25 protein-coding genes are annotated in these 22,358 nt (G+C 67.9%); 10 read left to right on the top strand and 15 right to left on the bottom strand.

Annotation, left to right across the window (positions count from 1 at the left end; genetic code table 11):
- Window positions 1-3 precede the first annotated feature (3 nt).
- Window positions 4-1,917, top strand: a complete 1,914-nt coding sequence (gene dxs / locus ACVWWN_RS27460; protein ID WP_457146668.1) for a 1-deoxy-D-xylulose-5-phosphate synthase — start codon at window positions 4-6, stop codon at window positions 1,915-1,917.
- Window positions 1,918-1,956: 39 nt separating this feature from the next.
- On the opposite strand, the gene ACVWWN_RS27455 is transcribed toward dxs, so the two are convergent.
- On the bottom strand, window positions 1,957-2,652 hold the full coding sequence (locus ACVWWN_RS27455; RefSeq protein WP_457146667.1) for an SDR family oxidoreductase: 696 nt from the start codon (window positions 2,650-2,652) through the stop codon (window positions 1,957-1,959).
- 102 nt (window positions 2,653-2,754) lie between these two features.
- On the opposite strand from ACVWWN_RS27455, the gene ACVWWN_RS27450 reads away from it, so the two are divergent.
- The gene (locus tag ACVWWN_RS27450; protein ID WP_457146666.1) at window positions 2,755-3,657 is read left to right on the top strand and encodes an alpha/beta fold hydrolase; all 903 of its coding nucleotides are present in this window, start codon (window positions 2,755-2,757) and stop codon (window positions 3,655-3,657) included.
- Here ACVWWN_RS27450 and ACVWWN_RS27445 read toward each other — a convergent pair.
- A complete protein-coding gene (locus tag ACVWWN_RS27445) occupies window positions 3,644-4,915 on the bottom strand; it encodes an HRDC domain-containing protein (protein ID WP_457146665.1) in 1,272 nt (423 codons plus the stop codon). The two genes, ACVWWN_RS27450 and ACVWWN_RS27445, sit on opposite strands and share 14 nt — an antisense overlap.
- A gap of 2 nt (window positions 4,916-4,917) precedes the next feature.
- Window positions 4,918-5,454 carry a DUF3000 domain-containing protein gene (locus ACVWWN_RS27440; protein WP_457149303.1) on the bottom strand — a complete coding sequence of 179 codons (537 nt, stop codon included), beginning with the start codon at window positions 5,452-5,454 and terminating at the stop codon, window positions 4,918-4,920.
- Between the two features lie 221 nt (window positions 5,455-5,675).
- On the opposite strand from ACVWWN_RS27440, the gene hemE reads away from it, so the two are divergent.
- The 7 genes from hemE to ACVWWN_RS27405 are packed head-to-tail and all read left to right on the top strand — an operon-like array spanning window position 5,676 to window position 12,478.
- On the top strand, window positions 5,676-6,737 hold the full coding sequence (gene hemE, locus ACVWWN_RS27435) for a uroporphyrinogen decarboxylase (RefSeq protein WP_457149302.1): 1,062 nt from the start codon (window positions 5,676-5,678) through the stop codon (window positions 6,735-6,737).
- Entirely contained in the window at window positions 6,734-8,089 is a 1,356-nt protein-coding gene (locus ACVWWN_RS27430) for a protoporphyrinogen oxidase (protein ID WP_457146664.1), read from the top strand. Before hemE ends, ACVWWN_RS27430 begins: the two co-directional genes overlap by 4 nt.
- A gap of 4 nt (window positions 8,090-8,093) precedes the next feature.
- Window positions 8,094-8,798 carry a hydrogen peroxide-dependent heme synthase gene (gene hemQ, locus ACVWWN_RS27425; RefSeq protein ID WP_457146663.1) on the top strand — a complete coding sequence of 235 codons (705 nt, stop codon included), beginning with the start codon at window positions 8,094-8,096 and terminating at the stop codon, window positions 8,796-8,798.
- A 38-nt stretch (window positions 8,799-8,836) separates the two neighbouring features.
- On the top strand, window positions 8,837-10,075 hold the full coding sequence (locus ACVWWN_RS27420; RefSeq protein ID WP_457146662.1) for a thiolase family protein: 1,239 nt from the start codon (window positions 8,837-8,839) through the stop codon (window positions 10,073-10,075).
- A 57-nt stretch (window positions 10,076-10,132) separates the two neighbouring features.
- Window positions 10,133-11,347, top strand: a complete 1,215-nt coding sequence (locus ACVWWN_RS27415) for a putative bifunctional diguanylate cyclase/phosphodiesterase (RefSeq protein WP_457146661.1) — start codon at window positions 10,133-10,135, stop codon at window positions 11,345-11,347.
- Complete coding sequence (locus ACVWWN_RS27410) at window positions 11,344-11,679, top strand: EAL domain-containing protein (protein ID WP_457146660.1); 336 nt, start codon at window positions 11,344-11,346, stop codon at window positions 11,677-11,679. Before ACVWWN_RS27415 ends, ACVWWN_RS27410 begins: the two co-directional genes overlap by 4 nt.
- A 55-nt stretch (window positions 11,680-11,734) precedes the next feature.
- On the top strand, window positions 11,735-12,478 hold the full coding sequence (locus ACVWWN_RS27405; protein ID WP_457146659.1) for a class I SAM-dependent methyltransferase: 744 nt from the start codon (window positions 11,735-11,737) through the stop codon (window positions 12,476-12,478).
- A 6-nt stretch (window positions 12,479-12,484) separates the two neighbouring features.
- On the opposite strand, the gene msrB is transcribed toward ACVWWN_RS27405, so the two are convergent.
- From msrB to ACVWWN_RS27375, 6 genes are all read right to left on the bottom strand, one after another.
- Window positions 12,485-12,898, bottom strand: a complete 414-nt coding sequence (gene msrB, locus ACVWWN_RS27400; RefSeq protein ID WP_457146658.1) for a peptide-methionine (R)-S-oxide reductase MsrB — start codon at window positions 12,896-12,898, stop codon at window positions 12,485-12,487.
- The gene (locus ACVWWN_RS27395) at window positions 12,895-13,101 is read right to left on the bottom strand and encodes a hypothetical protein (RefSeq protein ID WP_457146657.1); all 207 of its coding nucleotides are present in this window, start codon (window positions 13,099-13,101) and stop codon (window positions 12,895-12,897) included. Before ACVWWN_RS27395 ends, msrB begins: the two co-directional genes overlap by 4 nt.
- On the bottom strand, window positions 13,098-13,832 hold the full coding sequence (locus ACVWWN_RS27390; RefSeq protein WP_457146656.1) for an alcohol dehydrogenase catalytic domain-containing protein: 735 nt from the start codon (window positions 13,830-13,832) through the stop codon (window positions 13,098-13,100). The genes ACVWWN_RS27395 and ACVWWN_RS27390 overlap by 4 nt, the downstream gene beginning before the upstream one ends.
- A 122-nt stretch (window positions 13,833-13,954) precedes the next feature.
- Window positions 13,955-15,253: an arabinofuranan 3-O-arabinosyltransferase gene (gene aftC / locus ACVWWN_RS27385; protein ID WP_457146655.1), complete on the bottom strand. Its 1,299-nt coding sequence runs from the start codon at window positions 15,251-15,253 to the stop codon at window positions 13,955-13,957.
- 11 nt (window positions 15,254-15,264) lie between these two features.
- Window positions 15,265-16,833: an alpha/beta hydrolase gene (locus ACVWWN_RS27380; protein WP_457146654.1), complete on the bottom strand. Its 1,569-nt coding sequence runs from the start codon at window positions 16,831-16,833 to the stop codon at window positions 15,265-15,267.
- Window positions 16,834-16,890: 57 nt separating this feature from the next.
- Window positions 16,891-17,664: a pyrimidine reductase family protein gene (locus ACVWWN_RS27375; RefSeq protein ID WP_457146653.1), complete on the bottom strand. Its 774-nt coding sequence runs from the start codon at window positions 17,662-17,664 to the stop codon at window positions 16,891-16,893.
- Here ACVWWN_RS27375 and zapE point away from each other — a divergent pair.
- Complete coding sequence (zapE, locus tag ACVWWN_RS27370) at window positions 17,663-18,727, top strand: cell division protein ZapE (protein WP_457149301.1); 1,065 nt, start codon at window positions 17,663-17,665, stop codon at window positions 18,725-18,727. The genes ACVWWN_RS27375 and zapE overlap by 2 nt on opposite strands.
- Window positions 18,728-18,733: 6 nt before the next feature.
- Here zapE and ACVWWN_RS27365 read toward each other — a convergent pair whose 3' ends face one another.
- Genes ACVWWN_RS27365 through ACVWWN_RS27340 form a run of 6 tightly spaced genes read right to left on the bottom strand, consistent with a single transcriptional unit; the run spans window position 18,734 to window position 22,187 of the window.
- A complete protein-coding gene (locus ACVWWN_RS27365) occupies window positions 18,734-19,264 on the bottom strand; it encodes a GNAT family N-acetyltransferase (RefSeq protein WP_457146652.1) in 531 nt (176 codons plus the stop codon).
- 4 nt (window positions 19,265-19,268) lie between these two features.
- Window positions 19,269-19,796: a hypothetical protein gene (locus ACVWWN_RS27360; RefSeq protein WP_457146651.1), complete on the bottom strand. Its 528-nt coding sequence runs from the start codon at window positions 19,794-19,796 to the stop codon at window positions 19,269-19,271.
- 45 nt (window positions 19,797-19,841) lie between these two features.
- On the bottom strand, window positions 19,842-20,264 hold the full coding sequence (locus ACVWWN_RS27355; RefSeq protein ID WP_457146650.1) for a PPOX class F420-dependent oxidoreductase: 423 nt from the start codon (window positions 20,262-20,264) through the stop codon (window positions 19,842-19,844).
- Between the two features lie 39 nt (window positions 20,265-20,303).
- A complete protein-coding gene (locus tag ACVWWN_RS27350; protein ID WP_457146649.1) occupies window positions 20,304-20,897 on the bottom strand; it encodes a methylated-DNA--[protein]-cysteine S-methyltransferase in 594 nt (197 codons plus the stop codon).
- Window positions 20,894-21,370 carry an RNA polymerase sigma factor gene (locus ACVWWN_RS27345; RefSeq protein WP_457146648.1) on the bottom strand — a complete coding sequence of 159 codons (477 nt, stop codon included), beginning with the start codon at window positions 21,368-21,370 and terminating at the stop codon, window positions 20,894-20,896. Before ACVWWN_RS27345 ends, ACVWWN_RS27350 begins: the two co-directional genes overlap by 4 nt.
- Before the next feature lie 46 nt (window positions 21,371-21,416).
- A complete protein-coding gene (locus tag ACVWWN_RS27340; protein WP_457146647.1) occupies window positions 21,417-22,187 on the bottom strand; it encodes a Clp protease N-terminal domain-containing protein in 771 nt (256 codons plus the stop codon).
- Window positions 22,188-22,358 lie beyond the last annotated feature (171 nt).

Raw genomic sequence — 22,358 nt, 5'->3', positions numbered from 1 at the left:
CTGATGCTTCAACAGATCCGCGGCCCCGCTGATCTGCAGCACCTGTCCCAGCCGCAACTGTCCGACCTGGCCCGGGAGATCCGCGAGTTCCTGATCCACAAGGTTGCTGCGACAGGCGGGCACCTCGGCCCCAACCTCGGCGTGGTCGAGCTCACCCTCGCGCTGCACCGCGTGTTCGATTCGCCGCATGATCCGATCATCTTCGACACGGGCCATCAGGCCTACGTGCACAAGATGCTGACGGGGCGCGCCCACGACTTCGACACGCTTCGTAAGAAGGACGGCCTGTCCGGCTATCCGTCGCGCAGCGAAAGCGAGCACGACTGGGTCGAGTCCAGCCATGCGAGTTCGGCGCTGTCGTATGCCGACGGCCTGGCCAAGGCGTTCGAGCTGAGCGGGCACCGCAACCGGCATGTCGTCGCCGTGGTCGGTGACGGCGCGCTCACCGGCGGCATGTGCTGGGAAGCGCTGAACAACATCGCGGCCGCGCGCCGACCAGTGGTGATCGTCGTCAACGACAACGGCCGCAGTTACGCGCCCACCATCGGCGGATTCGCCGACCACCTGGCCGGCCTGCGACTGCAGCCGGGTTACGAGCGGCTGCTGGAGGAGGGCCGCAAGGCGGTCCGCGGCGTCCCGCTGATCGGCGAGATCTGTTACCAGTGCATGCACAGCGTCAAGGCCGGGATCAAGGACGCACTCTCGCCCCAGGTGATGTTCACCGACCTCGGCGTGAAGTATGTGGGCCCGATCGACGGCCACGACGAGCACGCCGTCGAGGCGGCGTTGCGAAGCGCCCGCGGGTTCAACGCGCCGGTCATCGTGCACGTCGTCACCCGCAAGGGCATGGGGTACGGACCCGCCGAGAACGACGAGGCCGAGCAGATGCACTCCACCGGGGTGATCGACCCGGAGACCGGCCTGGCCACCTCGGTGCCCGGCCCCGGCTGGACGTCGACGTTCTCCGAGTCGCTGATCCAGTACGCCGCCAAGCGCCGCGACGTCGTGGCGATCACGGCGGCCATGCCCGGTCCGACCGGGCTGACCGCCTTCCGCCAGCGCTTCCCAGACCGCTTCTTCGATGTCGGCATCGCGGAGCAGCATGCGATGACGTCGGCCGCCGGCTTGGCCATGGGCGGAATGCACCCCGTGGTGGCGATTTACTCGACGTTTCTGAACCGGGCGTTCGACCAGGTCATGATGGACGTCGCGTTGCACAAGCTGCCGGTGACGATGGTGCTCGACCGCTCAGGCGTGACAGGACCCGACGGCGCCAGCCACAACGGCATGTGGGACCTGTCGATGCTCGGCATCGTCCCCGGACTGCGGGTGGCCGCACCCCGCGACGGCGCGCGTCTGCGCGAAGAACTCGGCGAAGCGCTCGACATCAATGATGGCCCGACAGCCATTCGGTTCCCGAAAGGGGATGTCGGCGAGAATGTTTCGGCGCTGGAGCGGCGCGACGGAGTGGACGTGCTCGCGGTGCCCGCCGATGGGCTCTCCGACGATGTGCTGGTGGTGGCGGTCGGGCCGTTCGCGGCGATGGCGCTGGCGGCGGCTGAACGGCTGCGCAATCAGGGCATCGGCGTGACGGTCGTCGATCCGCGGTGGGTGCTGCCGGTGCCCGACGCCATCGGAGACCTTGCCACCGCGCACAAGTTGGTGGTTACCATCGAGGACAACGGGGTGAACGGGGGCATCGGCTCCGCGGTGTCGGCGGCGTTGCGCCGGGGCGAGATCGACGTACCCTGCCGTGACCTGGGATTGCCCCAGGTGTTCTTCGCCCAGGCGTCGCGCGGTGAGGTGCTCGCCGAGGTCGGCCTGACCGACCGCAACATCGCCCGTCAGATCACCGGCTGGGTGGCCGCGCTGGGCGCACCGGTGGGCGAGGGTGTCGTCAGCGAGCGCCTCGACTGAGTTCAGCGCGCGACCGGGGCGATGCGGTTCTCACTGCTCTCAATGCAGCCGCAGACGTTCGGGCGGCCCCGTGAGCGCCGCCTTCACTCGCCGGCTCAGGTCGTCGACCAGTATTTCGCTGTCGTCGTTCTCGACGCCCTCGAGTATCACGTAAGCCACTTCGTCGGCGGCGGCCTTGGCGACCTCGATGTCTCGGGTCATGTCGGCGTCGATGTACCCGACGTGCACACCCGTCACGAGTGTGCCCTGCGGCTGCAACGCGATTCGCAGCGAGTTCGTGGCGGACCAGAGTGCGGCCTTGGAGCAGCCGTACGCGCCGGTGCCGGACATCCACGACAGCACGGAGACGATGTCGATGAGCGCACCACCACCGTTGCGGGCCAGGATCGGGGCGAACGCTCTGGTCACCCTCAGCACTCCGAAGAAATTCGTTTCGAACACCGCACGAATGTCGTGCCAGTCGCCGTCGAGCAGGGACGGCCGGCCGGCGTTGGTGCCGGCATTGTTGAAGACGATGGTGGCGTCTGAAGCGGTATCCGCCAACTCCGCAACGGAAACCGCGTCGGTCACATCGCAGGGGACCCAGACGACCCTCGGGTCGCCATCCGGCTCCGGTTTGCGGGCGGTGGCATAAACCCTGGCGGCTCCCCGTCTGAGGAGCTCGTCGACGATCGCCTTGCCGAGTCCGCGCTGTCCGCCGGTGACCACTGCCGTCGATCCGTACACGTCCACCATTGATGTTCCCTTCCCCGACCGAGGCGCCCGTTTGGCTTAACCGCTGGAAAGGGGAAGGTATTCAGTGCGGCTACATTTCCCGTGGCGCCGTAGCCTCGGATGATGGATGCGGAACTCGAACGCTGGAAGGCCGCCGGCCGGCACTTCGACTATCTTGGCTTCGACGTTTTCTATCGGGTCCTGGGCAGCGGCCCCGACCTGCTGCTCATCCATGGATACCCGTTCAGCTCATGGGACTGGGCTCCGCTGTGGGACCGGTTGACCGCACGATTCCGCGTGATCGCGCCGGACATGCTGGGCATGGGCTTCTCCGAAAAACCCGTCGCCTACCAGTACTCGGTCCACGACCACGCCGACATGCACGAGGCGTTGCTGGCTCACCTCGGCGTCACATCGACGCACATCCTGGCCCACGATCTCGGTGACTCGGTCGGCCAGGAATTGCTGGCCCGTCATGAGTTCTCCGAGCAGGCATACGGGCAGCGTCGCATCGAATCCATCACCTGGCTCAACGGCGGCCTGTTCAACGAGGCCTACACCCCCCGGCTGTTGCAGAAGGTGTTGTCGCGGACACCGTTGGGGGACATCATGAGTCCGCTCCAGAACAGCTCGGTTTCCCGTCGCCTGATCGAACCCACGATCAACGAGTTGTTCGGTCCCGACACCAAGCCGTCGCGCCGCATGCTTGACCTGTTTCACGAAATCCTGGCGTACAACGACGGCAAACGCGTAACCCACAAGGTAGGCAGGTTCATCAACGACCGCTACGCCCATCGCAATCGGTGGGTGCGGGCGATGCGCCAGACGGATATCCCGATGAGGTTGATCGACGGGCCGGTCGACCCCAACTCGGGCAGGCACATGGCGCGACGCTACTCCGAGGTGATCCCCGAACCGGACGTCGTGATGCTCGACGACACCGTCGGGCACTGGCCGCAGATCGAAGCCCCCGACGCGGTGCTGGCCCATTTCCTGGCCCACGTCGACCGGGTCATTGCTGGCTGACGAGAGCGTCCGCGAGAACGGTCACGACGAGTTCACGCTGCCAGGGGCGGGCCTGCGCGTCCCGCAGGAACTCGTCGACCACGGCGGCCGTGTCGGCGACCGGCTGCCAGTCCCAGCACAGTCTGCGGACGACCTCGGGCGAGACGAGGTTCTCGGTCGGCACCGAAACACGTTGTGACACCTCGGCAAGCCCGGCACGCGCCGCCTCGAGCCGAGCCGCCGCCTCCGGTTTGCGGCGCAGCCACCTCGACGCGGGCGGCGGCCCGTTCGAGGGTTCCTGTGCCGCCGGCGGGTCCTCCGTGGTGCGGGCCCGCGCGAGGGCGTCCAGCCAGACCTGCGCGCTGCGGCGCTGCCTGGCGCCGCCGAATATGGGCAGCGCGGTGAGTTTCTCGACCGAATCCGGATTGACGGTGGCCGCGTTGATGATCGCGGCGTCGGGCAGGATCCGTCCCGGCGCGATGTCCCTGCGCCGTGCGATGGTGTCGCGGGTGGTCCACAGTTCACGCACCGCCGCGAGCGTCCGCGCGTCCCGCACCTTGTGGATCCCCGATGTGCGGCGCCATCGGTCGCGCCGCGTCGGCGTACCCTCGAAGGTGCGCAGGTATTCGAATTCCTGTGCCGCCCAGTCGGTTTTGCCCTGCTCCTCGAGTACCGCGGCGATCGCGTGGCGCAGCTCCACCAGCACCTCGACATCCAGCGCGGCATAGTTCAGCCAGTCCGTCGGCAGCGGGCGCTTCGACCAGTCGGCGGCGCCGTGGCCCTTCGTCAGTTGCAGCCCCAGCAATCGCTGCACCATCGTTGCGAGATTCACCCGGTCGTAACCGGCCAGCCGGCCCGCCAGCTCGGTGTCGTACAGCCTCGCCGGCCGCATGCCGACCTCGGCCAGACACGGCAGGTCCTGATCGGCTGCGTGCAGAACCCACTCGTCTTCACCCAACACCTCCGCGACGGGCGCGAGCGTGGCGATCGGATCGCCTCCGTGGCTCACCGGATCGATCAGCACCGTGCCCGCACCCGCCCGGCGGATCTGGATCAGGTAGGCGCGATTGGAATACCGGAAACCCGACGCACGTTCGGCATCCACCGCGAACGGGCCGTCGCCGGAAGCCAGTAAATCTGCTGCCCTTGCGATTTCGCGCGAACTGACGGACAGATCGGGGACCCCGTCGCGGGGCTTCAGCAGCGGCGTGGCCTCCGGCTCCGCGGTCTCGGTGTCGTCGGTGGCCGCGTCGGAGCCCGGCTCCTCGGGGTGAGCCATCGTCAGGCGCGTGTACGGGAGTTCAGGTCGGTGACACCATCGGGGGGCAGACCGGCGGCGTGCTCGAGCACCTCGCAGAAGGCCTGTACGTGCGGACCCAACTCCAGCGTCGTCGCCGTCCACGAGGCCCTCAGCTCGAGTTGGTGGGCGCGCGGCGGGCCGGAGATATCGCCGTAGCGCACCGACGTGGTGGCCGTGACGGTGCCACCGAGGGCGGTGACGTGCTCGGCCCGCGACTCCAGCGCCTCCACCAGCCAGCTCCACGCCACCTCGGGCAGCAGTGGGTCGACGGCCTCGGTGGAGTCCAGATCGGCCTGGATATAGGCCACCAGCCGCATCGTGCCGTCCCAGGCCTCGGCGCCGTCAGGATCGTGGAGCAGGATCAGCCGGCCGAACGCGTCGCCGTCCGAGCGTTCGGGGACGACCGCCGTCTCGGGATGCCTGACCTCGGCGCCCAGCGCATAGCTGTACGGGGCCAGCCGCTGCGGCGGCCGGATCGGGCCGAGCTCGATCTCCGGTCGCACGGTGGTGGCGCTCATCGCCGCCACCGCTTCGCGGAACTGAGCCGGTTCGGCGGTGGTCACGCCGTTTGACGCTAGCCCATTCGGGCAGCTCTGTGCGCAGGCGCGCCGATTTTGGCGGGGTTGTGACAGCCGACGACACGCGACCGGCCCGGACGGCGGGCGCTGCGGGGAAACCCGCGGGAAGGTAACTGGCCGGCGGCCGGCCGAGGTGATGACGCATGGCAGCATGGAGGGCGATGAATACGCGCCGCGACCTGCCCGAGTCGGCCTATCTGGCCGCCGTCAACGGCCGGAAACCCCAGCGCCTGCCGGTGTGGTTCATGCGACAGGCCGGACGGTCTCTCCCCGAGTACCGGGCGCTGCGCGCAGCGAACACGATGATGCAGGCCTGCTTCGATGCCGAGTTGATCACCGAGATCACGCTGCAGCCGGTGCGCAGGCACGGCGTCGACGCGGCGATCCTGTTCTCCGACATCGTGGTGCCGCTGCGGGCCTCGGGCATCGAGCTGGACATCGTGCCCGACGTCGGTCCGGTGATCGAGCACCCGGTGCGCGGCATCGCCGACGTCGAGGCCATGAAACCGCTTGAGCCGCAGCAGGTTGCGCCCATCGCGGATGCGGTGAAGATGCTCGTCTCCGAGCTCGGGCCGGTTCCGCTGATCGGGTTCGCGGGCGCGCCCTTCACTCTCGCGTCCTACCTCGTGGAGGGCGGTCCGAGCCGCAACCACGAACGGACCAAGGCGATGATGCTGGCCGACCCCGGCACCTGGCACGCGCTGATGACGGCGCTGACGGACCTGACCGTCGCGTTCCTGCAGGAGCAGATCGCCGCCGGGGTGGACGCGATTCAGTTGTTCGACTCATGGGCCGGGACCCTGTCCGCCGCCGACTACCGCAGCCATGTGCTTCCACACAGCACGCGGGTGTTCGAAGCGCTGGCCCCGACGGGTGTGCCGATGACCCACTTCGGGGTCGGCACCGCCGAACTGTTGGGCGCGATGGCCGAGGCTGTCTCGATGGCGGACGCGAAGATGGTGGGGGTCGACTGGCGGACGTCGCTGACCGACGCCGCCGCCCGGGTCCCGGCCGGCACCGCGCTGCAGGGCAACCTCGATCCGGTGGTGCTGCTGGCCGGCTGGCCGGTGGTCGAGCGGGCGGCGCGCGCCGTTGTGGCGGACGGCAGGGGAGCTGTCGACGCGGGCGCGGCGGGCCATGTCTTCAACCTGGGCCACGGCGTGCTGCCGGGTACCGACCCAGGCGTGATCACCGACCTCGTCGCATTGGTGCATTCACTGTGAGTGTGTCGTATTGCATTGTCGGCGGCGGCATTTCGGGACTTGTCGCGGCGTACCGGCTGCGGGTGGCGGCCGGCCCCGATGCGTCGATCACCGTCTTCGACCCCGCCGACCGGCTGGGCGGCGTGCTGCGCACGGAACGCGTCGGCGGGCAGCCGCTCGACGTCGGAGCGGAGGCGTTCGTCGCCCGCCGACCCGAGGTACCGGCGCTGCTGGCCGAGCTCGGGCTGGCGGCCAAGCAGATCGGCACCACCGGGGCGCGTCCGCTGCTCTATAGCCAGGGGCGGCTGCACCCGCTGCCGGCGGACACGCTCAACGGCATCCCGTCGCGGCCGCAGGCCCTGGCCGGGCTGGTCGACGACGCCACCGTGGCGCGCATGCTCGACGAATCCGCCCGTCCGTTGTCCTGGCGGCCGGGCGACGATCCCTCGGTCGCCGAACTCGTCGGTGACCGGTTCGGTGAGCAGGTGGTGGCCCGCTCGGTCGACCCGCTGTTGGCCGGTGTGTACGCGGGCTCCGCGGCCACCATCGGCCTGCGTTCGGCCGCGCCGACGCTGGCGGCGGCGCTGGACCGGGGCGCGCGCAGCCTGACCGGGGCGGTCCGCGAGGTGTTGCCGCCGCCGGCCGTCGGTTCGGTGTTCGGCGCGGTCGAGGGCGGATACACCGTGCTGGTCGAGCGGCTGATCCAGAAGTCCCGCCTGCAGTGGGCGCAGGTCGCCGTCGAGCGGGTCGGCGGCGCGCCGGGTGGCTGGGAGTTAATCGACGACGAGGGTGCGCGCTGGCGTGCGGACGCGGTGGTGCTGGCGGTGCCGGCGCCGCGGCTGCCCAGGCTGATCGCCGACATCGCCCCGCGGCCCGCCGCCGCGGCCCGCCGTATCACGGTGGCCTCGACCGCGCTGGTCGCACTGGCGTTGCCCGGCGGTACGCCGATGCCCAACCAGTCCGGCGTCCTGGTCGCGAGCGGCGAACCACTGCACGCCAAGGCGATCACCCTGTCGTCGCGCAAATGGGGCCGGCGCGGCAACGCCGAAATGGTGCGCTTGTCGTTCGGCCGGTTGGGTGACGACCTGGCCCGCAATGCCGGAGACGAAGATCTGTTGTCGTGGTCGGCGCAGGATCTCCTGACGGTCTTCGGGTTCGCCGTCGAACCGGAGGATTGCCGCGTGCTGCGCTGGATCGACGCGATGCCACAATACGGGCCGGGCCACGGCGCTCTCGTCGCCGAACTGCGGGCCGGCCTGCCCCCGAAACTGGCGGTGGCGGGCGCGTACCTGGACGGCATCGGGGTGCCTGCCTGTGTGGCCGCCGCCACCAGGGCGACCGCGTCGCTGATCACCGCCGACGTGGCACGATAGGCAGATGGCCAAGCTCGACTTCGACACCCTCAACTCCACCATCCGCTACCTGATGTTCTCGGTCTTCGCGGTGCGTCCCGGGGCGCTGGGTGACAAGCCGGCGGACCGCGACAGAGTGGCCGACGAGACCGCGACCTTCCTCAAGCAGCAGGAGGACGGTGGCGTGGTCGTTCGCGGCCTCTACGACGTCGCCGGTCTCCGTGCCGATGCCGACTTCATGATGTGGACCCACGCAGAGACGATCGAGGCGCTGCAAGCCACGTACTCCGATTTCCGCCGGACGACCACCCTGGGGCGAGCCACCACACCGGTGTGGAGCAGCGTCGCGCTGCACCGCCCCGCCGAATTCAACAAGAGCCATATCCCGGCGTTCCTGGCCGGCGAGGAGCCGGGCGCCTACATCTGCGTGTATCCATTCGTCCGGTCGCTGGACTGGTACCTGCTGCCCGACGACGAGCGAAAACAGATGCTGGCCGAGCACGGCATGGCCGCCCGCGGTTACAAAGACGTCCGGGCCAACACCGTGCCGGCGTTCGCGCTCGGTGACTACGAGTGGATTCTGGCCTTCGAGGCGCCCGAGTTGCATCGCATCGTCGACCTCATGCGTGACCTTCGGGCCACCGACGCGCGTCGCCACGTGCGTGAGGAAACCCCGTTCTTCACCGGCCCGCGGATCCCCGCCGAAGAACTCGTCGCCAAGCTCCCTTAGACCCTTTTTCGGCACCGCCCGGCTGTACGATTCGCGAAATGAGCGACGCCTTCATCCTTGGCGGTGTAAGGACCCCGTTCGCGCGATACGGCGGCGCGCTGTCGCATATCCGGCTCGACGAACTGCTGGGTATGGCGATGAAGGGCGCATGCGAACGTGTGGGTGTCGGCCTCGACCGGGTCGAGGACATCGTCGCCGGCTGCGTCAACCCCGCCCATGAGGGAATGGGGGATGTCGCGCGCTGGGCGGCGCTGGCGGCGGGCTTCCCCGACAGTGTCGCAGGGGCCACGATCAATCGCTTCTGCGGCTCGTCGCTGAGCGCGACCGTGAACCTCAGTCATGCGATCAAGGCCGGCGATCTCGGCGTCGGCATCGCCTGCGGCGTCGAGTCGATGTCGCGCTCGGGCTGGGCCTCCATGAAGGGCGACGCACCGTTCTTCCCCCGGGGACCCGTCATCCTGCTCGACACCATGTGGGCCGGCGCAGGCGGCCCACCCAACCCCGCGTTGCTGGCCCGCAACGCCTACATCGCCATGATCGAGACGGCGCAGAACGTTGCCGACCGCTACGGGCTGACCCGTGAGGAGATAGACGCGTTCGCGTTGCGGTCCCAAGGACGCGCCAAGGCCGCGCGTGATTCCGGCCGCTTGGCCAAAGAGATCATGCCCGTACAGATTGCGGCGACGAAAAAGACGGCGGCGAGCGTCTTCGAGCATGACGACTTCATCCGCGACGACACCACCGCCGAAAAGCTGGCCGCGCTACCGGTGCAACCCGGCACCTCCCAGATGACGGCCGCCAATTCCACTCCGCTGACCGACGGCGCCAGCGCGGTCGTCCTGGCGTCGGGGGAGAAGGCAGCAGAACTCGGTATCGAGCCGTTGGCCCGCGTGCTGTCCTCCGCGGTCTACGGGATCGACCCGCTGGTCATGGGTCTGGCGCCGGCGTGGGCGATCCCGCTGGCCATCGGCCGCGCCGGACTCACTCCAGAGCAGATCGACGTATGGGAGGTCCATGAGGCCTTCAGCGCCCAGGCACTCGGTGTGCTTCGCGAACTTCCCAATCAGCTCGGTGGGTTCTCCGTTCCTGATGAGAAGCTCACTCCGAACGGCGGCGCCGTCGCCATCGGACACCCTTTCGGCGCCACGGGAACCCGTTACGTCCTGACGTTGGCGACCGAGCTACGGGAGCGCAATGCGCGCTACGGGGTCGCCGGCGTATGCATCGGCTCCGGCCAGGGCGCGGCCATCGTCCTGGAGAACTCACACGCCGGTTGAGGCAGCGAGCACCCGGCAGCGGACAACGCTGACCGTTCTGACGTCGGGATCCTCCTCATGGCACTGTCGGACGCGGCATTCCCGTACCTCACAGCTCACAATGCCTACTTCAGCGCCAGCCTCATCGACTTGGGTTGGGCCGCAGGCCTGCTCATCATCGGTGTGGCGGCACTTCTCACATGCCTCAAGCCCATCGGAGACGAGGCGTCGCCATTACCGGCGCGGACGTCGATGTGGCTGCCATATGTACCCGTCATACTCGCCGCGGCGATCTGCGCCCCGGCCGTTCTTTCGTCACCAGGCATGGGTCCGCTGCTGATAGCCTCGTCGCTCTTGATCGGCGCCGTGCTGATCCGCCAGTTCATCATGGTCGGCGAGAACCGCCAGCTGCTGAACACCGTCGCCGACCAAGCGCTGCGCGATCCGCTGACCGGTCTGGCGAACCGGGTGTTGTTCAACGATCGGCTGGCCCACGCGATGCAAGTCCATCAACGGGACGATCAGCTGGTCGCGGTGTTGTCGCTCGTTCTCGACGATTTCAAGCTGGTCAACGACAACCTGGGGCACCCGGCCGGTGACGATCTGTTGGTTCTGGTCGCCGAACGGCTGCAGGGCTGCGCGCGGGCCAGCGATACGGTGGCCCGTCTCGGCGGTGACGAGTTCGCAGTGCTGATGGAGGGCAGAGCCGAACACTCGCGGCTGATCGCCCGCCGCGTGGCCCAGGCGTTCGACGACCCGTTCGTCATAGACGGGCATGATCTCATCATCCGGCCCAGCGTCGGACTGGCCGTGGCGTCGCCAGACGACCCCGACATCTCGGCGGACGAACTGCTGAAACAAGCTGACGTGGCGATGTATTCGGCGAAACGATCGCGGGTCGGGGGTGTTCATGCCTTCACCCCCGACATGCATCTCATCGAACCGTCCGAACTCGACGTGTCAGCCGACGCGAACCGGGGCGCCGCGGCGGTACGGCTGCTGGGCGAACTGCGGCGCGCGATCGACCACGTCGACCTGAGCCTGGTCTACCAACCCAAGTTCGATCTGCGCGACGACGACATCGTCGGCGTCGAGGCGCTCATCCGCTGGCCTCACCGCGATCGGGGACTGCTCGGGCCGGAGCGTTTCCTGCCGCTGGTCCGCGAACACGGCCTGATGGGATCGGTGACCCAACTCGTGCTGGCGCAGGCCCTCGACGATGTGGCGGAATGGCACGCGCAGGGCTTCGCGGTGCCGGTTGCCGTCAACATCTTTTGCGCCGTCCCTGGGTGACCTGGATCTGTCCCAGCAGATCAGTCGCGCACTCCATCGACGCCTTCGGAAGCGGTTACGCCGCACTGTGGTACCTGCGCGAGCTGCCCGTCGACGAAGTCAAGCTCGACAGAAAATTCATCGAACCGATCCTGGTCAATCCGCGGGTCGCTGCGATCGTCCGCGGCGTCATCGACCTCGCTCACACGTTGGGCGTGACGCCGGTTGCGGAGGGTGCGGAGAACGCCGACACAGCGTTCAAGCTCCTCGAGTACGGCTGCGAGGTGGCTCAGGGCTACTTCTACAGTCCACCCGTGGCCGCTCCCGCGATGCTCGCGTCTCACGGCCCGTGAGGCCTCGTGCGGCGCCGGCCACGTTCGGTTAGTGGGCGGCGCTATCCTCGCGAACATGACTGCTGCCGAAGAACCCAATCGTTTCGAAGAGCTGTACCGCGACGAGCGGACCGCGCACGGATTGCCTGCCGCCACACCGTGGGACATCGGTGGTCCGCAACCGGTCATTGCGCAGTTGGTCGCGCTCGGCGCCGTCAAGGGCGAGGTGCTCGACCCCGGCACCGGCCCCGGCCACCACGCCATCCACTACGCGTCGAAGGGTTTGTCGGCCACCGGCATCGACGCGTCGCCGACGGCCATCGAACGCGCGCGCCAGAACGCCCAGAAGGCGGGAGTGTCGGTGGACTTCCAGGTGGGGGACGCGACCAAGCTGGAGGGGCTCGACGACCGCTTCGACACCGTCGTCGACTCTGCCTTCTATCATGTGTTCAGCGATGAACATGAACTGCAGAAGGCGTATGCGCGGGCCCTGCATCGCGCCACCAAACCCGCAGCACGCCTGTACATGTTCGAGTTCGGCGACCACAACGTGAATGGCTTCACGATGCCGCGCGCCCTGACCCAGGACGACTTCCGTCGGGTGTTCCCGGACGCCGGCTGGGAGATCACGTACCTGGGCCCGACCACCTACCAGGGAAACATCAGCGTCGAGACCTTCGAGATGATGGCCGCACGCAACCCGGACATGGCCGACCGGATGGAGCCGTTGCTGGAACGGCTCCGGGTCATCGAACCGTGGCTGGTGGACGGCCGCGTACACATGCCCTTCTGGGAGCTGCACGCCACCCGGATCGACTAGCCCCGATCAGCTCGTGGGTGCCAGCCGCAGCGAAATCGAGTTGATGCAGTAGCGCTGATCGGTCGGCGTCGGGTAGCCCTCACCCTCGAAGACGTGGCCGAGGTGGCTGTGGCAGTTGGCGCATACCACCTCGACGCGCCGCATGCCCAGCGAGTCGTCTTCCCGCAGAATCACCGCGTCGGAGTTGGCCGGATCGAAGAAAGATGGCCAGCCGCAGTGGGATTCGAACTTCTCGGTGCTACGGAACAACTCGGCTCCGCAGGCGCGGCATTCGTACACGCCCTCGATGTCGGTGTCGGTGTATTCACCCGTGAACGGCCGTTCCGTGCCGGCCCGTCGCAGCACCGCGAACTCCTCGGGTGTGAGCTTCTGGCGCCACTCGTCATCAGTCAGTTCCACTTTGGGTTGTGGAGTCGTCATGCGTCCACGCTAGCGATATCCAGGACGATCCGGAATCGCGCCCCACCCGACATCATGCGTTCGTAAGCTTTCGGCGCGTCATCCAGCGCCATCACCTCGACCATCGGCTTGACGCCGTGCGCGGCGCTGAAAGCCAGGTTCTCCTCGTTCTCGATCGGAGTCCCGGTCAGCACGCCGACGATCGAGCGGCCACCGACGATCAAGTCGCTCGTCTGCACCGCGATGGGTTCGGTGCCCAGGCCGCCGTCGCCACGATCACGTCAACACCGCCCAGCTTCTGCAGCGCCGCGCCGGGATCGTCGGCCGCAGTGTCGATGTACTCGTCGGCGCCCAGTGTCATCGCCAGCCGGGCCTTCTCGGGGCCGCGGGCGAGGGCCACCGTCCGGTAGCCGAGCTGCTTCGCGTACTGGAGTCCGAGGTGGCCGAGGCCGCCGATGCCCTGAATCGCCACCGTCGCGCCTGCGGGCGCATCGGCCTGGCGCAGCGCGTTGAACATCGTGATTCCGGCACACATCAGGGGCGCGGCATCGAGTGGATCCAGCCCGTCGGGTATGCGGACCAGGCCGTTGGCGCGGGCGTACACCATCTCGGCGTATCCGCCGTCGTCGACGGTACCGGGTAGCGCCTGGTCCGTGCAGTTCACGAAATCGCCCCGCCGGCAGAAGGCACACTCGCCGCAGTGGCCGCCGAGGTAACCGAGGCCCACGAGATCGCCGGTCTGCCAGCCGGACACAGCGGCGCCGACGGCATCGACGACGCCGATGATCTCGTGACCCGGGACGACCGGCCGGCCGGGATCGGGGCGCAGCACGCCCTCGACGCCGAGGAAATCGCTGTGGCATACCCCGCAGCTGAGCACCCGCACCCGCACGTGACCTGGCTCGGGTTCGACGATGTCGCGATCGACCAGCTCGAACTGGTGCTGTCCTGTCACTTGGTACGCGCGGTACGTTCGCATTAATCGACCCCTAGGTATAGTCAGATTGACACAGCTGGTTCAGGGGAGGTAACCGTCCGGCGCGCAGAATTCATTCCCGGGGGCGCCGACCGCCCCGATTACGTCCGCGCGACGGGCTGGGACTCCGCTGGCCGCTCGTCAGCCACCCACGGCGGGTCGATGCCGCGGTCGAGTCGGCCCTCCGATTTGGCGTCGAGGTACCGGAAGTACAGCACGCAGAAGACCACCACGAGCATCAGCGCCCAGCCGTAGGTCACGCGCAGGTACTCCAACGCGCGGCCCGTCGTCGGCCAGTGCCCCAGCAGCCACCGGTCGGCGCTCATGAAGCCGTAGATCGCCAGCCAGGCGGGCCAGTTGCGGATCACCGAGTTCCGCAGCACCACCGTCATCAGAAACGGGAACAACATCATCGAGTAGTAGCCCTGGCCCAGGGAGGACACCAGCCAGGAGGCAATGAGCAGCACACCGGACGACGTCGCCATCCAGAACAGCGGATCGCGGGTGCGGTAGTGCTTGTACAACAGCCACACGCTTGCGAGGGCCAGCGCCGCGAATCCGATGCGCAGCAACCAGATCAGCCACATCGGCAGGCCGTAGTAGATCCCGTTGCCCTGGATCGAGCTGTTGAAGTAATCGCGGATGGAGAAGATGTAGGGCAGCGTGCGGGTGACGAAGTTCATCGGGTCACTGATCAACGGCCAGGCCGCGGCGTTGAACGCCAGCGGCACCAGGCTCGCGGTGACCAGCGCGCGCCACTGCCGGTTCAGCAGCGGCAGCAACAGCAGTGGCGCCAGCACCGGTTTGACCACCAGTGACAGGCCGACGGCCACGCCCGCCCACCATTCGTGACTTCGTTTCCCGTCGAGCAGCCAGCCGAAGAACAACACCTCCAACAGCAGGATGCAGCCGTTGATGTTGGCGAAAACCAGTGTGTTGATCACGCTTTCGGTGCAGAACATCGCCACCAGCAAGGCGGGGAAGGCGACCGACCCGGCGCTGAACTTGAACAGACGCAAGAGGAGATAGGCGGCGATGATGATCGCGATCGTGTTGAACGTGATGAACCAGTACCGTGACGCGTCCACCGGGAGATAGCCGAACGGCGCCATCAACAACGTGCCGCCCGGCGGATACAGGTAGTGCGGGTCGACGTAGTCGAGGTGCTCGTTGTAGATGTCCCAGCCCATCTTGAAGTTCACGACGGCGCGGTACACCGGCCCGTAGTCGTCGGTGATGTAGCCGTTGGTGGCCAGCACGTAACTGCGATGGATGATGAACACGATCGCCAACGGCCAGAGGATGGTGCGCAGGACGGCCGAGGTGCTCGGTGGGACGGTGCGGGGCCGGAAGGCGGCCGTGACAAGATCGCGCACCAGCGCACCGTACACCGACGCCATCGGACCCAGTGTCAGGCCGGGCAGTACGTGTCGGTGGCCGGAAGGTTGCCGCTTTGCAGGTACCCGGTGACCGGGGGCAGCGCGCACGGCGAGTAGATGCTGGCGCCATGGCCGATGCCCTGCCAGATCACGCGCTTGTTCGAGGTGCCCGCGTTGATGACGGTGGCGGCGACGGCGGCAACTCCCTCGTTGCCGACGATCGGATCGTTCTGCACGCCCAGCAGCAGCACGGGGATCTTCAGGTTCTTGGGTTCCTGCGGAGCCGACCCGCTGGGCCAGTTCAGGCACTTGACCATGTCGAGCGCTCCGACCGCGCCGAACTGCGGATACAGCTTGGGCCAGGCGACCACGAGCTCGCGAACCCGGTCGGGAGTGGGCCGGTTGAGCGCGTCGCTGCAGCCGTTGACGAACTGGCCGTCGGTCTGGCGGAGGTTCTCCGCCTGGGTGATCAGGTTGGTCATCTGGTTGTCGTTGCCGGATCGTGCGGCGGCCACCGCCGAGGCCAGATCGTTGCCGGCGCCGACGCGGTCTCCGCGCGGATAGGCCAGTGCGGTGGTGATGGCGTCGACGACTGCGGAGACCGAGGCGCCGCCGGGCCCGCGACCGTCACGCGCGTCCGACAGCAGCGCGTCGATCGCGCCCTTGGGGTCCGGGGCGAGTTGGCAGTTGGTCGCGACGCACTGCGCAGACCACGCGTCGAGTGCGGCCTGTTCACCCTTGATGCGCTGTTCGGTGGCCGCTTCGGCGGCGATGCCAAGCGGCAGCGGGGAATCCAGGATCAGGCGCGCGACCTTGTTGGGATGCGAACCGGCGTAGGCCAGCGCCACCTGAGCGCCGTTACCGATGCCGAGCAGCGCCAGCGTGGGCACGTCCCACGTGCTGCGGAGTCGTTCGATGTCCTCGGCGGCGTGCGAGTTGTCATAGGCGGAGTCACCCGGCGCGATGGTGTCGGTGCAGCTGGTGGTCGCCGTCATGGTGATCGCGCCGAGATTGGCCACCGGATCGTCGCCGGACTGGAACTGCGCCTGGTCCAACATCTCTTGACGGTCGAAGAGATCTCGGCAGTCCAGCGCGCCCGACATGCCGGTGCCACGACGGTCGACCGCGACGATCGGATGAGCCTTGAGCACGTCGGCGCCCGCGCGGCCGAGCCACACCGGCAACTGGGTCGACGACGGGAGGTCCGAACCGGTTGTCATCACCAGCGGTCCGGCATCCGACGGGGTGTCCACCGACGTCGCTCGCACCACGCCGATGCTGATCGTGCCGGTGGCGCCGTTGATGGGGTCGAGGTCGGCGTCGTAGCTGGCGCAGTCCAGCTTGACGCCGGGCAGGGGTTGCACCGCCGCGTCGCTGAACACCCGCGACGTGCAGTCGCGCCACGACAGGTCGTTTTTGGGTGCTGCGATCGGCGGCGGTCCGGTGGGTGGCTTGGTGGTCTGCGGCTGTCCCTGTGGGCGTGCGCCGGAGTCGGTGGCATAGCGGGGATTGGCGGCCAGACCTGGTGCGCAGCCGGCCAGCAAAGTGGACAGCACCACCGCTGAGGTGCTCAGCACCCGGACCAGACCTCGCCCTTGCATGCCGACCACAGTACTGATCACCGGAGTGGTTGCTCCTGACCCGAGCGCTCGTGGGTGTCACTCGGCGCGGACGTAGCGCGTGTACAGATAGCCGTCGTCGTCGGTGAGTACGTGGGCGCGCCGCATCGTGTTGTGCAGTAAGCCGGGGCCCGAGAGGATTCGCCTGGCCACACCACCGACCAGGATCGGTGCCACGGTCAGGCACAGGTCGTCGAGCAGGCCGGCCTCGACCAGTGTGCCGAGGAACAGCGGCCCACCCTCGGTGAGCACGCGGAAGAGCTCGCGTTCGGCCAGGATCCTGAGCATCGTGCCGATGTCGACGGTGTTCGGTTGCGACCCCGATGCGTCGATGACCTCGGCGACCCCCCCGAGACGATGCTGGGTGTCGTCGTAGGCCTGGGCCGCCGTCAGGATCATCGGGGGCACCTCGGTACGGGTGAACAACCGGGCATCCGGGTCGAGGTCGCCGGACCGGGTCACGACCGCGATCGGTGGCACTTCCGCCTGTCCGCGCTGCTGCCGGGCCTGACGTTGGGCGACGGAAAGCTGCGTTCCGGAGTAGTTCTCGACGCGCACCGTCGCCGCACCGACGACGATGACGTCGGCGAGCTCGCGTAGCAGGGCGAACAGGGCGCGGTCGCCGGCCCCGGCCAGCCCCCCGGCCTTGCCGTCGTCGGTGGCACCGCCGTCGAGGCTGGCGATCATGTTGCCGCGCACCCAGCAGGTGTGTAGCTGGTCGGGATAGGCGTAGAGCGCGTACAGGCCGTCCTCGTCGACGGCGTCGACCGGGCCCAACACTGTGAGCTGCATCCCGCCACCCGCATCGGACATACGCAGAATTGCAACACGCCGCTATGGTGCCTGCATGCAGGGGTCCAGCGGTGTCGGTCATCTGGTCGATCGGCACCCCAGCGTCACACCGGAGCGGCTGATCGCCCAGCTCGTCCCGCCGCCCACGTTTTCCGACGTCAGCTTCGAGACGTACAAACCCGACCCGAAAGAGGCGTCGCAGGCGGCGGCGGTGCACTCCTGCAGGCAGTTCTGCGAGCAGGCGGTGATTCGGCGAGCGGGCAAGAAGAAGCTGTTCGGCAAGCGGGAGGGGCTGCCCGGCGTCGGGATCTACCTCGACGGCGGATTCGGCGTCGGCAAGACCCACCTGCTGGCGTCGTCCTATTACGCGGTGCCCGGGCCGAAAGCGTTCGCCACGTTCGGCGAACTCACCCAGCTGGCCGGCGTGTTCGGCTTCGTGGAGAGCGTCGACCTGCTGGCTGACTACGTCGTGGTGGCCATCGACGAGTTCGAGCTCGACGACCCCGGCAACACGACGCTGATCTCACGCTTGCTCTCGCAACTGGTGGAACGCGGGGTGTCGGTGGCGGCGACGTCGAACACCCTGCCTGAGCAGTTGGGCGAGGGCCGATTCGCCGCGCAGGACTTTCTGCGGGAAATCAACACGCTCGCTTCGATTTTCACCACGGTTCGGATCGAGGGACCCGACTATCGCCACCGCGACCTACCGCCCGCGCCCAAGCCGCCGAGCGACGAGGACGTCGCTACCCGCGCCGCTGGGCTGCCGGGGGCGACACTCGATGACTTCGACGCGCTGTGTACCCACCTGGCTACGATGCATCCGTCGCGGTATCTGACGCTGATCGAAGGGGTGACCGGTGTCTTCATCACCGGGGTGCACCCGATCGATGACCAGAATGTGGCGTTGCGGCTGGTGTCCCTGACCGACCGGCTCTACGACGCGGGCATCCCCGTGGTGGCTTCGGGCACCAAGCTGGACACGATCTTCAGCGAGGAGATGTTGGCGGGCGGATTCCGGAAGAAGTACCTGCGGGCGACATCGCGTCTCCTCGCGCTGACGGCCGCCGGTCAGCGCAACGAATAGCGGACGCTACAGCGGGCGCACCATCACATAGTCGTTCTCGACACCGGCTCCGAGCCGAAAGGTTTTGGTGCCGTTGACGGTAAAGCCGTGTTTGGTGTAGAAGCGCTGCGCGCGCTCGTTGTGCTGATTGACGCCCAGCCACACGCTTTTGGCGTCGAGCTCGACGGATCGCTGCAGCGCGGCGGTCATCAGCGCAGCCGACACGCCGGCGCCGTGGCCGTCGGGCAGCACGTACATCTTCGACAGCTCGACGGCGGGCCGAAGGGTCACCGCACGCTGAACGTCGTCGTCATCGGGTACGCCGCGAATCAGCAAGGCATAGCCGATCATTCGCTCGTCGTCGTGCGCAGCGACCACGATCCGGTCGGGATCGGCGAGGTAGTCGAGAAACCGTGCCTCGGAGAGGTTCTCGTCGATGAACGCGGCGATGTTCTCGGGCGTCACCGACGGGGGACAGGCGAGCGGGAAGGTGCGGGCGGCGACTTCGGCGAGTTCCTGCACTTCGGAGGCGTCGACGACGGTGACGTGGATAGCCATCCGGCTACGGTAGCGGTGCTCCCGGTTGCCAGATATTCCACTGGGCGAGGTGCTGGCCGGTCTGCGGATTGAGCAGGACCACATTCGTCACGAGCGCGCGGTACACCTGCCAGTAGACGGCGCCGTCGACGGTGGCCCCCGGCGGCGCATTACGCAGGGCGTTCTCCAGCGCATCGGGTGCGTCGGTGTGCTTGGACACGTACGCGTCGGCGTACGGTGTCACGCCGGTGAATGTGAACGCGAGGGCCATCGCGTACGGGTTGGGCGCCGCGACGGTGTGGATGGTGATCGGGGCCTTCCACGGGCCGCCCTGATTGATCCACCGCGGCGAACCGGTCGCGGCGTAGCCGGGCGGCGGCGGATCGACCGGTAGGACGTCGTGGACGGTGACGTCGGCGACGATGCCCTTGAACTCGACGTGCAAGGTGTCACCGAGATTGCCGATCGGGGTGCCCTCGGCCGAAGCCGGCGGCGCCACGAGGGCGGCAACGGCCGCGAACAGGGCGACGAAGACCACGATGCTGCGGCGCATTACCGCATGATGGCACAAACTGAAACGTGTTACAGCCGGTTGGGGTCAGGAGGCCCAGGGGCCGGTGCCGCCCACCTTCTCGATTCGCACCCTGTTCACGAACCCTTCGGGGGCGTTCGCCGGCGGGAAGTGCTCGTCGGCGCCCAGCATCACCTTCGCCAGTTTCTTGAGCAGCGCGGGGGCGCCGCCTTCGACGATCCGGGCGGTCCCGGTGATCGTCAGATAGTTCGTCAGCTGACCGGGTGCCGGCTTGGACAGGATGGTCACGGCGACGCGTGGATCGCGACGGATGTTGCGGGTCTTGCGATATTCCGCGAGGTGTCCCGAGACGAGTTCGTCGCCGTCCGGTGTGGATTCCAGCGCCATCCAGATCACGGACGCCTGCGGGCTGCCGTCGGGGTTGAGCGTGACCAGTGTCGCGTCGGTGCCGGATCCGATGAGTTCACGGGCGGCGTCGTTGAGTTTCATGTCCCTGTTCTACCGCCGCGCGTCGACTTTCATGCCCGGTTAGGCCGCCTCGAGGTCCAACAGCATCGTCTTTGCCAGTGGTCCGCCCGCGTACTGTCCGGCCGAGCCGCCCGACCGCACCACGCGGTGGCAGGGGATCACCACCGGCAGCGGGTTGCGGGCGCAGGCGGTTCCGACGGCACGCATTGCCCGCGGTGAGCCGACCGCCGCAGCCACCTGTGCGTAGCTCTCCCGCCGGCCGTAGCCGATGTCGCGTAGATGCTCGACAACCTCGCGGCGGAAGCCTTCGGCGAGCCGCAGATCGACGGGCAGCTCGAAGCTGGTGCGGCGCTTGGCGAAATACTCGTCGATCTGTCGTGCCGTGGGGTCCAGGCGCGCTGGGGCGTGTAGCACCCGCGGGCTCACCAGGTCGGCCAGACGGGCCAGTACCGCGTCGTGGCCCTCGATGTCATAGGCCACCCGGACGAGTCCGACTGTCGTCGCGGCCAGCAGCAGCGTGCCGACCGGGGTGTCGATGGTGCGGTAGGCCACGTCCAGCAGTCCGCCGCTGTCGGCGCTGCGTTCCAGGCGTCGATGCAACCGCGCCAGATCTGCTTCGTCGGCCTCGATCTCGTCGAAGAGGTTGGTAGTCACGCTGTTTCGTCCTCACGATAGTGTTTGCGGAGCGTTTTGAGTCCATCGGCGGCAGCGCGTCGGGCCGCGTCGGGGGAGTTGCCGAGCAGTTCGGCGATCTCGGCGAACGGCAACCCGGCGAGGTGGTGGTAGGCCACCGCATGGCGTTGTTTGGTAGGCAGCCGTTGCAACGCGGTCCAGAGGTCGGGATGGCGGGCCGCCGGGTCGGCGTGTGCCGCGGGCCGGTCAGGAAGGGTCTCGGTGGGCACCGCTCTACGGGAGCGGGCCCGCCCGGCGTCTATGGCGCGGCGGTGAGCGATCGTCACCAGCCAGGCTTCGACGTTGGCGTCGGGCGGCAGATCGGGATAGGCGCGCAGCGCCGACAGGAACGTCTCCGACCAGGCGTCCTCGGCATCGACCGGGCCGACAACGGCACGGCAGACCCGCAGCACCGTCGCACCGTGCTCGGCTACCACGTCCTCGAACGGTCGCACCCTCACATCATGAAGTCGCGGGCGGCCACCGCGATGTGAGATGGGCTCAGTCGGCCTCAGGTGGGGTCGGCGACGTCGGCGAGGTCAAAGCTTCCAGGATGCGGATGATGTCGCCCTCCGTGCGGTCCTTGTCCAGGCCGGCGCGGTGCAGCGTACCGTCGCCATCTTCCTGTTCGATTAGCGCGAGCAGCATGTGCTCGGTGCCGATATAGTTGTGCCCCAATCGAAGTGCCTCGCGGAAGGTCAACTCGAGAGCCTTCTTGGCCGGACCGTTGAACGGGATCATCGCCGGCATGTTCTTGCTGCGCTCCGGCAGGGTGACGGCCGCGCGCAGGGTTTGGGGCTCGACCGCCTGCGCCTTGATGAGCAGGGTGGCCAGCGCCTCGGGGTCCTCCAGCAGTCCCAGCAGCAGGTGGTCGGTGGAGATCTCGTCGTTGCCCGCGGCGTGAGCCGCGTTCTGGGCGGCCACCACGGCGTTGCGGGCACGCGGGGTGAACCGGCCGAAGCCCGCGCTGGGGTCCAGCGCCGAGGGGCTGTCCAGGTCGGGGGACTTTGGCACGAAGCGCTTCTGCGCAGCCTGCTTGGTGACGCCCATGCACTTGCCGATGTCGGTCCAGGACGCTCCGGACCGGCGGGCCTGGTCGACGAAGTGGCCGATGAGGTGATCGGCGATCTCGCCGAGGCACTCGGCGGCCAGCATGGCGTCGGTGAGTTGATCGAGCGGCTCGGAGTGGACCCCTTTGATGGTGTTGATGAGGTCGTCGAGTCGGACCGGGTAAGCGATCTTGGTGGGCTCGGTGGTGAACTGCTCGGCCATGCGTCAACTGTAGGTTGACGATTCACATTCGTCAACCGCTGGTTGACGATGGTGTCCGGCCGCAGGGTAGCCGCGCCGCACGGCGCGGGCCGATCTGCGCACGGATCTGGCTAACGATCGTCCGCGCGATCAGCCGCTACTCAGGGCGGGTGCCGCAATCGTGCGCTGGAC

It is taken from the genome of Mycobacterium sp. URHB0021 (assembly GCF_054057895.1).
Note: the sequence above shows the minus strand (reverse complement) of the source record. Positions and strands in the feature narration are given on the sequence as shown.

Excerpts from the sequence above, each read along its gene's own strand:
- msrB (WP_457146658.1), bottom strand. The coding sequence starts at position 12,898 with ATGACGACTCCACAACCCAAAGTGGAACTGACTGATGACGAGTGGCGC.
- hemQ (WP_457146663.1), top strand. The coding sequence starts at position 8,094 with ATGGCCAAGCTCGACTTCGACACCCTCAACTCCACCATCCGCTACCTG.
- aftC (WP_457146655.1), bottom strand. The coding sequence starts at position 15,253 with ATGGCGTCGGTGTACGGTGCGCTGGTGCGCGATCTTGTCACGGCCGCC.
- ACVWWN_RS27420 (WP_457146662.1), top strand. The coding sequence starts at position 8,837 with ATGAGCGACGCCTTCATCCTTGGCGGTGTAAGGACCCCGTTCGCGCGA.
- ACVWWN_RS27450 (WP_457146666.1), top strand. The coding sequence starts at position 2,755 with ATGGATGCGGAACTCGAACGCTGGAAGGCCGCCGGCCGGCACTTCGAC.
- ACVWWN_RS27340 (WP_457146647.1), bottom strand. The coding sequence starts at position 22,187 with ATGGCCGAGCAGTTCACCACCGAGCCCACCAAGATCGCTTACCCGGTC.
- ACVWWN_RS27375 (WP_457146653.1), bottom strand. The coding sequence starts at position 17,664 with ATGTCCGATGCGGGTGGCGGGATGCAGCTCACAGTGTTGGGCCCGGTC.
- ACVWWN_RS27440 (WP_457149303.1), bottom strand. The coding sequence starts at position 5,454 with ATGAGCGCCACCACCGTGCGACCGGAGATCGAGCTCGGCCCGATCCGG.
- ACVWWN_RS27405 (WP_457146659.1), top strand. The coding sequence starts at position 11,735 with ATGACTGCTGCCGAAGAACCCAATCGTTTCGAAGAGCTGTACCGCGAC.
- ACVWWN_RS27415 (WP_457146661.1), top strand. The coding sequence starts at position 10,133 with ATGGCACTGTCGGACGCGGCATTCCCGTACCTCACAGCTCACAATGCC.
- ACVWWN_RS27445 (WP_457146665.1), bottom strand. The coding sequence starts at position 4,915 with ATGGCTCACCCCGAGGAGCCGGGCTCCGACGCGGCCACCGACGACACC.
- hemE (WP_457149302.1), top strand. The coding sequence starts at position 5,676 with ATGAATACGCGCCGCGACCTGCCCGAGTCGGCCTATCTGGCCGCCGTC.
- dxs (WP_457146668.1), top strand. The coding sequence starts at position 4 with ATGCTTCAACAGATCCGCGGCCCCGCTGATCTGCAGCACCTGTCCCAG.
- ACVWWN_RS27360 (WP_457146651.1), bottom strand. The coding sequence starts at position 19,796 with ATGCGCCGCAGCATCGTGGTCTTCGTCGCCCTGTTCGCGGCCGTTGCC.
- ACVWWN_RS27380 (WP_457146654.1), bottom strand. The coding sequence starts at position 16,833 with ATGCAAGGGCGAGGTCTGGTCCGGGTGCTGAGCACCTCAGCGGTGGTG.
- ACVWWN_RS27355 (WP_457146650.1), bottom strand. The coding sequence starts at position 20,264 with ATGAAACTCAACGACGCCGCCCGTGAACTCATCGGATCCGGCACCGAC.
- ACVWWN_RS27365 (WP_457146652.1), bottom strand. The coding sequence starts at position 19,264 with ATGGCTATCCACGTCACCGTCGTCGACGCCTCCGAAGTGCAGGAACTC.
- ACVWWN_RS27455 (WP_457146667.1), bottom strand. The coding sequence starts at position 2,652 with ATGGTGGACGTGTACGGATCGACGGCAGTGGTCACCGGCGGACAGCGC.